We start from the raw sequence: 6,765 nt of genomic DNA, 5'->3' as shown, positions 1-6,765 counted from the left end.
CAGTTGTTTGAGCCGAAGGCGAGTTCTGCGGACCGCCGCCGGAGTCGAGCAGCGCAGGTTGCCTGAAGCGAAGCGTAAGGACCCAGACTGCGGGTCGCCTTTTCTTTGGTGACTTTCTTTTGGCGAAGCAAAAGAAAGTTACTTGCCGCCGGGCACCCCCCGGCCAGCTACCCTCAGCAAAGAGCACGTAGCCGGAGCAAGAACCGGCCTAGCTCAGGCGATGCCAGCGCTTAATCAACCGCCCGCTTGAGCCGTATCTCTTCCAGCTTGACACTGCCAAAAGCCACCGTCTTGAGTGATGGCATCTCGCGCTTGAACCCCGCAGCATGTTCATAAAAACGCAGCGCACGCTCATTGCGCAAAAGCACCCACAACGTGACCTGCGTGCAACCTTCTTCTTTCAGGCCCTCACGCGCGCCGTCCCACAGGGCCAGGCCCGCGCCTTTGCCCCAATGTTCTGGCAGCACATACAGCGCCCAGATTTCGCCCACCGTGGATTTGGTGCCGGCATCGCGTGAACGGTCAAAGCCGACAAAGCCCACGATTTGGTCGCCGTCGGTGGCGACCAGCAGCTGCGGTTCGCTGAATTCGATGGCTTCGCGCCAGTAAGGCAGGCGTTTTTCCACCGTGAACTTGCCGAGGTAGTCCTCGGGCATCAGGTCTGTATAAGCGGCTTGCCAGGTGGCGACATGAATTTCAGCAATGGCTTTGGCATCGCGGGAGGTGGCGGGACGAACGGAATAGCTGGACATGAAAAATCGCCTGTGAATCGGTGCGGGAAATGATCGGGGGAGCAGAATTGTCGCCCAAATCGCCCTATGCCCGGCAATACCTTCACCGGCGCGGTCCAGTGGCCGGGTTCGTGCCCCGGCGGGGCACCCCAGGCGTCGGGTACATTCGTCGCACCCCAACACTTACAAGCGCTTGCACATCATGGCCCAAAGTCTCCACTTTCCCCTGCAAATGTCCTTCAAGCTCATGGCCTTTGCGCCGCAGTTTCTGGTCAGTGATGCGCACGGCCAGCCGGTGGCGTATGTCAAACAAAAACTCTTCAAGCTCAAGGAAGCCATCACGGTTTTCACCAACGAGAAGCAGGACCAGTTGCTGCACCAGATCAAGGCCGACCGCATCATTGATTTTTCGGCGCTGTATCACTTCACCGACCGCCAGGGCATGGCGCTGGGTGGCATCAAGCGGCGCGGCATGCGTTCCATGTGGAGAGCGGGTTTTGATGTGCTGGACAACGGTGTCATCCACTTCAGCATCAACGAAAAAAGCGTGATGACACGTTTTCTTGATGGCCTCTTCAGCCAGATTCCGGTGATTGGCCTGTTTTCGGGCTACCTGTTCCATCCGGCCTACCAGGTGACCCGGCCCGACGGCACGCTGGTGGCCGAGCTCACCAAGCAGCCGGCCCTGTTTGAAGGCAGGTTCAGTGCTGAGCGGATGGTCCCCGTTAACGAGCGCGAGGAGCAGCAGCTGCTGCTGTCCCTGATGACCGTGCTGCTGCTGGAGCGCGTGCGCGGTTAGCGTGGGGACCGGCGCAACAGATAGGCCAACCGGGACGGAGATGGAAGACACGGACAATCCTGAACGTCCAGCGGGCCTGCTCAGTATCCAGCTGAACCCGGAAGGAGCACATTTCAACGTCTCGCCATCCCTGCCGATCCTGCAGTCCGCGCAGTTGGCCGGCGTGACGCTGGACAGCTCATGCCGCAATGGCACGTGCCGCACCTGCATCCGCCGGCTGACCAGCGGGCAGGTGGCTTACCGCATCGAATGGCCGGGCCTGAACGCCGAGGAAAAGCAGGCGGGCTACATATTGCCCTGCGTGGCATATCCACTGTCCGACCTGGTGATCGCACCGGGAGATTGAGCCGGCGCCAGCTGCAGCGAACCCACGGGTAATGTCCCGGGCGACGCCGCGCCGTCACCCAGCGCGCGCTGCATCAGCACCGTGTCCACCCACTGGCCGAACTTGTAGCCGACACAGCCCAGCGTGCCAACACGGGCAAAGCCCAATGCCTCGTGCACCCTGAGCGAACCCGTGTTGGCGCTGTTGCCGACAACGCCCACCATTTGCCGGAAACCGCGCTGCTCGCACTGGCGGATCAGCTCACGCAGCAGGGCGCTGCCAATGCCGGACTGACGCATGCCGGGCGCGACGTAAATCGAGTCTTCCACCGTATGGCGATAGGCCGGCCGCGAACGGTAGGCACTGCCATAGGCATACCCCACCACCTCTGCGTTGCGATGCGCCACCAGGTAGGGGTAGCCGCCCTGCAGGATCTCGGCGCGGCGCGAGAGCATCTGCGCGACGCTGGGCGGCTCCAGCTCAAACGTCGCCAGGTTGGTGGCCACGTAATGCGCGTAAATCGCCTGGATTGCCTCCATATGGCTTTCGGCACACGGGCCGATCGTCAGGGAATGGGCTGACTCAAGGGTATGGACAGGCTGGACGGAATGGGGAGCTGGTGTGAGGTGCATGCCGCCATGGTTGCGCAATGGCATGCATAAGTAAATATGTCAAAACTTATCAAATTGATTAGAATTTCTTTGATGCTGAACCTGGATCACCTGCGCACCTACGCCCTTATTGTTGAAACCGGGAGCTTTTCCGGTGCGGCCGAAAGGCTGGGCCTTTCGCAGCCCGCCGTCAGCCTGCAAATCAGGCAGCTGGAGCAGAAGCTGGGCGTGCGCCTGATTGAGCGTGTGGCGCGCCGCGCAACGCCTACACCCGCAGGGCTTGACCTGATGGAAGAAATCCAGCATGTCAACACCGCCGTAGACGGCGTCATGGCCGCCATGGCTTCCCACTCCTCGAATGTGGCTGGCCGCGTCACGCTGGGCATAGGCGCCACGGCCTGCCTTTATTTCCTGCCGCAAATCCTGCGCTCATTGAGACTGCGGTTTCCCAATCTGAGCGTGGTGGTCAGCACAGGCAACACGGCCGACTTCGTCAAGGCGGTGGAAGGCAACATGCTGGATGTCGCACTGGTCACGCTGCCGGTAAAACGGCGCGCACTGGCAGTGACGCCGTTATTCAACGACGAATTTGTGGCCATCGCGCCCAAGCGTGATGCCGCCATGCCCGCCAGGATCACGCCGGCCGTCCTGGCAAAGCGCGAGCTGGTGCTGTTCGAGCCGGCGGCCAACACCCGCGTGATCATCGACCAGTGGTTTCAGGATGYGGGCCACGCCCCCAAACCCGTGATGGAGCTGGGCAGTGTGGAAGCCATCAAGGAAATGGTGGCGGCTGGCCTGGGCTGCAGCATCCTGCCGGCAATGGCTGTTACCGGCCCGGGGCAGCACGCCGAGCTCGCGGTCCATCCGCTGCAACCCCGGCTGCAGAGGACGCTGGCCTTGATCATGCGCAACGACAAACCGGTCAACAAGGCCCTGCACCAGGTGGTCGCGGCCATTTCGCAGCGGGCGGGGCCCGAATTGCGCCAGCCGGCCTCCCGGCCCTCTCCGTAAAACAACACGCTGTAGCACGCCTGTCAAACAAGTATGCAAGGATGGGCCGATGCACCCCATGCCACCGGGCAGCCCCCACAGCTTTCACAGCCCCTACAGCCTCACCCCGGCGCGGGATGCCGCGGCCAGCTTTCCCGAGATGGAAGAGCTCAAGACCATCCTGCTGGCGGGCAGCGCGCACTTTGATGTGACCGTGGCGGCTGAAGCGCACACGGCCGGCCCGTCTTTTCCGCTGTATGTGGCGGGCATCGGCTCCCGTGATCCGGCTGCGCCCACAGTGGGATTTTTTGGCGGCATCCACGGGCTGGAGCGCATCGGCACACAGCTGGTCCTGCACTACATGCGTGCCTTGCTGTTTCGCCTGGAGTGGGACGCGTTGCTGCACCGGCAGCTCGAAAAGATCCGGCTGGTGTTCATGCCCATCGTGAACCCCGGCGGCATGTGGGCGCACAAGCGTGCCAACCCCCAGGGTGTGGACCTGATGCGCAATGCCCCTCACAGGGCGGATGCCCGCGTACCTTTCCTGGCCGGCGGGCAAACCATAAGTCCCCGGCTGCCCTGGTACTGCGGAAGGCCCGGCATGCCGATGGAAGTGGAAAGCGCGGCCGTATTGCACGTGGTGCGGGAGCAGTTGGCCAGCCGGCCCTTCAGCCTGGCGCTGGACTGCCATTCAGGCTACGGCTTTGACGACAGCCTGTGGTTCCCCTACGCCCGGACGCGCCGGCTGATGCCGCATCTGGCAGAAATGTTTGCGCTGCGGACCCTGCTGGAGCAGTCGCACCCGCACCATGCCTACAGCTTTGAGCCGCAAAGCAACCAGTACCTGCTGCACGGCGACCTTTGGGACCACGCCTACGACCGCGCCCCGGCCGGGAACATCTTTTTGCCGATGACACTGGAGCTGGGGTCATGGTTATGGATACGCAAAAATCCGCGCCAGCTGTTCTCGCGGCACGGCATCTTCAACCCCATCAAGGCACACCGGACGCGGCGCGTACTGCGGCGCCATGCGGACCTGCTGGATTTCCTGACACGTGCCGCTTTTTCCGCGCCGCGCTGGTTGCCCAAGGGCGAAGAACGTATGCAACTCGCACGGCTTGCCGCGGCGCACTGGCGCCCGCGCAGGGTGTTGTGACATGACCTGGGTGCTGCTCAGGGGCTTGACCCGCGAGACGCGGCACTGGGGCGGCTTTGCACAGCAGCTTGCCGCGGCATTGCCCGCTGCTGAAACGGTCCCTGTCCTAGCCCTGGACCTGCCCGGCAATGGCGCCTTCCACCGCGAAGCCTCGCCGCGCTCGGTGCGCGGCATGACAGACTTTGCGCGGGCACAACTGCTGGCTCGCGGCCTGAAGCCCCCCTACCAGCTGGTGGCGATGTCGCTGGGTGCGATGGTGGCGGCGGACTGGGCGCTGCAGCACCCGGGTGATGTCATGCGGCTGGTACTGGTCAACACCAGCATGCGCCCTCATGGCAAGGTCAACGAACGCCTGCGGCCGGCGAGCTGGCTGCCGCTGGCCCGGCTGGCTCTGCACTGGCGCGATGCAGAAGGCGCCGAACGCATCATCCACCGGCTGACCTGCAACAACACCGCCTCGCGCGATGAAGACCTGGCTGTGTGGGCCCGCATCCGCCGGGGAGCGCCCGTCAGCGCCGCCAATGCCTGGCGCCAGCTGGGGGCTGCGGCGGCCTTTCGCATCGCCGCGCCGCCACCCTGCCCCACATTGCTGCTGTCTTCGGCAGCTGACCGGCTCGTGGACCCGCGCTGCACGCATCGCCTGGCGAACGCCTGGCAGGCCGCACATGACGAACACCCGTGGGCCGGGCATGACCTGCCGCACGACGATCCCGGCTGGGTTTGCGGGCACATCGCCGATTGGCTGGCCAGTTAGAGTATTGCTATACTTTTAATAGCTGCTTGCGCTCATGGGTAAACGGTTTCAACCACTTTACCCCTGAAAGAACAGGGCTTCGGCAGATGCGGCTGTCCGGTGCCGGAAGCACTCAGGCAAAATCCCGTCTTGTCTGTACAAGACAAAAAACGTCCATGAACAAGTCTTCTCCCACGGCGCCAGGCGCCACACGAGCCAGCCCGGCGGCCCAGGACGGCGTCGAGACGGCCGCCAGCGGCCCGCACGCCACCTCGACAGGCTCGCCTCCGGTGCGCAACAAGCGCTTGTGGGTGCTGGCGCTCGGCACGGCTGCGGCCTGGCACCTCGATCCAGCATTCGGCGAAATGGCGGAAATGGTCGGCATGATTGCCTGTGCGGGCAACAAGACGCTGGCCAAAGACGCCATCCTTCAGATGCGGGCGAAAGCCGACACCCTGCGTGCACAGATTCCCCCCCTGCCGGGCAGCGCATTGACGAAGGTGGTCCGGCGCGCCGAAGCAGCTTGCGGTGCAGTGCTGGACAAGGGCGTGCGCGTGAAGGAGGTGCAGGCCAGCTGGGACCATTTTCTGGCCTGCGTGCGGGCGCTGCAGGACACCCGAAAGTAGGACGGCAAGCCCGGGCTGCCGTCAACGGCGCGGCTCATGCCAGGGACTTTGCTGCAGGACCGGCGCGCCCGGCGTCCCGTCAATTTCACCCGTTTTGATCTGATACGTTTTGGAGCGCAACTGATGCTGACACCAGCCGCCCATGTGCGGCATGATGGCCCTATGGACTCAAGATTTTTTCCACGCTTTAGCGGACGCTTTCTGGCCGCGCGGGTGCTGTGGGCCGGCCTGGCATTTGCCATGGCGGGCGCCGCCCAGGCAGCCGCGCCGTCGTTTGAAGACACCATCGCCCAGCGCACGATGGCCTGCACGGCCTGCCATGGCCCGCAGGGACGCGCAGCGCCCGATGGCTATTACCCGCGCCTGGCGGGAAAACCGGCAGGCTACCTCTACAACCAGCTGCTGAATTTTCGCGACGGGCGCCGCCACTACGCGCTCATGACCCAACTCATCGAGCCATTGAGCGACGCCTACCTGATGGAGATCGCCACTTATTTCTCGCAGCTGGAAGTGCCCTATCCGGCCCCACTGCCGGCCACCGCCACGCCCGAAGTTTTGCGCCAAGGCCGGCAACTCGTACAGGAAGGCGACGCCGCGCGCCGGCTGCCGGCGTGCGTCCAGTGCCACGGCCAGTCCATGACAGGCGTGGCACCTGCCATTCCGGGCCTCCTGGGCTTGCCGCGTGACTACCTCAATGCGCAACTGGGCGCCTGGAAGGCCGGCCAGCGCCGCGCGCATGCACCGGACTGCATGAAAAAAGTGGTGGAAAACCTCACCCTTGAAGACATCAATGC

At 63.7% G+C, this 6,765-nt stretch carries 9 protein-coding genes; 7 read left to right on the top strand and 2 right to left on the bottom strand.

All coding sequences use genetic code 11. The annotated features are described in order from the left end of the window. Nucleotides 1-230: 230 nt before the first annotated feature. Nucleotides 231-752, bottom strand: coding sequence for an N-acetyltransferase family protein (locus tag AC1D0Z_RS13955; protein ID WP_477658826.1), 522 nt, complete (start codon nucleotides 750-752; stop codon nucleotides 231-233). A 181-nt stretch (nucleotides 753-933) separates the two neighbouring features. On the opposite strand from AC1D0Z_RS13955, the gene AC1D0Z_RS13950 reads away from it, so the two are divergent. Both AC1D0Z_RS13950 and AC1D0Z_RS13945 read left to right on the top strand, forming a co-directional pair. Then, entirely contained in the window at nucleotides 934-1,530 is a 597-nt protein-coding gene (locus tag AC1D0Z_RS13950) for an LURP-one-related family protein (RefSeq protein WP_477658825.1), read from the top strand. A 40-nt stretch (nucleotides 1,531-1,570) separates the two neighbouring features. Then, the gene (locus tag AC1D0Z_RS13945) at nucleotides 1,571-1,876 is read left to right on the top strand and encodes a 2Fe-2S iron-sulfur cluster-binding protein (RefSeq protein WP_477658824.1); all 306 of its coding nucleotides are present in this window, start codon (nucleotides 1,571-1,573) and stop codon (nucleotides 1,874-1,876) included. Here the strand turns inward: AC1D0Z_RS13945 and AC1D0Z_RS13940 are convergent. Next, complete coding sequence (locus AC1D0Z_RS13940) at nucleotides 1,816-2,511, bottom strand: N-acetyltransferase family protein (protein WP_477658823.1); 696 nt, start codon at nucleotides 2,509-2,511, stop codon at nucleotides 1,816-1,818. The two genes, AC1D0Z_RS13945 and AC1D0Z_RS13940, sit on opposite strands and share 61 nt — an antisense overlap. A 48-nt stretch (nucleotides 2,512-2,559) precedes the next feature. On the opposite strand from AC1D0Z_RS13940, the gene AC1D0Z_RS13935 reads away from it, so the two are divergent. The 5 genes from AC1D0Z_RS13935 to AC1D0Z_RS13915 form a co-directional block, all read left to right on the top strand. Beyond that, nucleotides 2,560-3,477, top strand: a complete 918-nt coding sequence (locus AC1D0Z_RS13935; protein ID WP_477658822.1) for a LysR family transcriptional regulator — start codon at nucleotides 2,560-2,562, stop codon at nucleotides 3,475-3,477. Between the two features lie 139 nt (nucleotides 3,478-3,616). Then, nucleotides 3,617-4,612 carry a M14 family zinc carboxypeptidase gene (locus tag AC1D0Z_RS13930; protein ID WP_477658827.1) on the top strand — a complete coding sequence of 332 codons (996 nt, stop codon included), beginning with the start codon at nucleotides 3,617-3,619 and terminating at the stop codon, nucleotides 4,610-4,612. 1 nt (nucleotide 4,613) lies between these two features. After that, the gene (locus tag AC1D0Z_RS13925; RefSeq protein WP_477658821.1) at nucleotides 4,614-5,366 is read left to right on the top strand and encodes an alpha/beta fold hydrolase; all 753 of its coding nucleotides are present in this window, start codon (nucleotides 4,614-4,616) and stop codon (nucleotides 5,364-5,366) included. Nucleotides 5,367-5,521: 155 nt separating this feature from the next. Then, complete coding sequence (locus AC1D0Z_RS13920) at nucleotides 5,522-5,971, top strand: hypothetical protein (RefSeq protein ID WP_477658820.1); 450 nt, start codon at nucleotides 5,522-5,524, stop codon at nucleotides 5,969-5,971. 162 nt (nucleotides 5,972-6,133) lie between these two features. Continuing rightward, nucleotides 6,134-6,765: c-type cytochrome (locus AC1D0Z_RS13915; protein ID WP_477658819.1), on the top strand; the 632-nt coding region annotated here is incomplete at its 3' end.

Source organism: Polaromonas sp. P1_E3 (genome assembly GCF_056405935.1).
The sequence above is the reverse complement of the archived record's forward strand: the minus strand, read 5'-3'. Positions and strand labels throughout refer to the sequence as shown.

Excerpts from the sequence above, each read along its gene's own strand:
- AC1D0Z_RS13940 (WP_477658823.1), bottom strand. The coding sequence starts at position 2,511 with ATGCCATTGCGCAACCATGGCGGCATGCACCTCACACCAGCTCCCCAT.
- AC1D0Z_RS13955 (WP_477658826.1), bottom strand. The coding sequence starts at position 752 with ATGTCCAGCTATTCCGTTCGTCCCGCCACCTCCCGCGATGCCAAAGCC.
- AC1D0Z_RS13930 (WP_477658827.1), top strand. The coding sequence starts at position 3,617 with ATGGAAGAGCTCAAGACCATCCTGCTGGCGGGCAGCGCGCACTTTGAT.
- AC1D0Z_RS13945 (WP_477658824.1), top strand. The coding sequence starts at position 1,571 with ATGGAAGACACGGACAATCCTGAACGTCCAGCGGGCCTGCTCAGTATC.
- AC1D0Z_RS13920 (WP_477658820.1), top strand. The coding sequence starts at position 5,522 with ATGAACAAGTCTTCTCCCACGGCGCCAGGCGCCACACGAGCCAGCCCG.
- AC1D0Z_RS13950 (WP_477658825.1), top strand. The coding sequence starts at position 934 with ATGGCCCAAAGTCTCCACTTTCCCCTGCAAATGTCCTTCAAGCTCATG.
- AC1D0Z_RS13925 (WP_477658821.1), top strand. The coding sequence starts at position 4,614 with ATGACCTGGGTGCTGCTCAGGGGCTTGACCCGCGAGACGCGGCACTGG.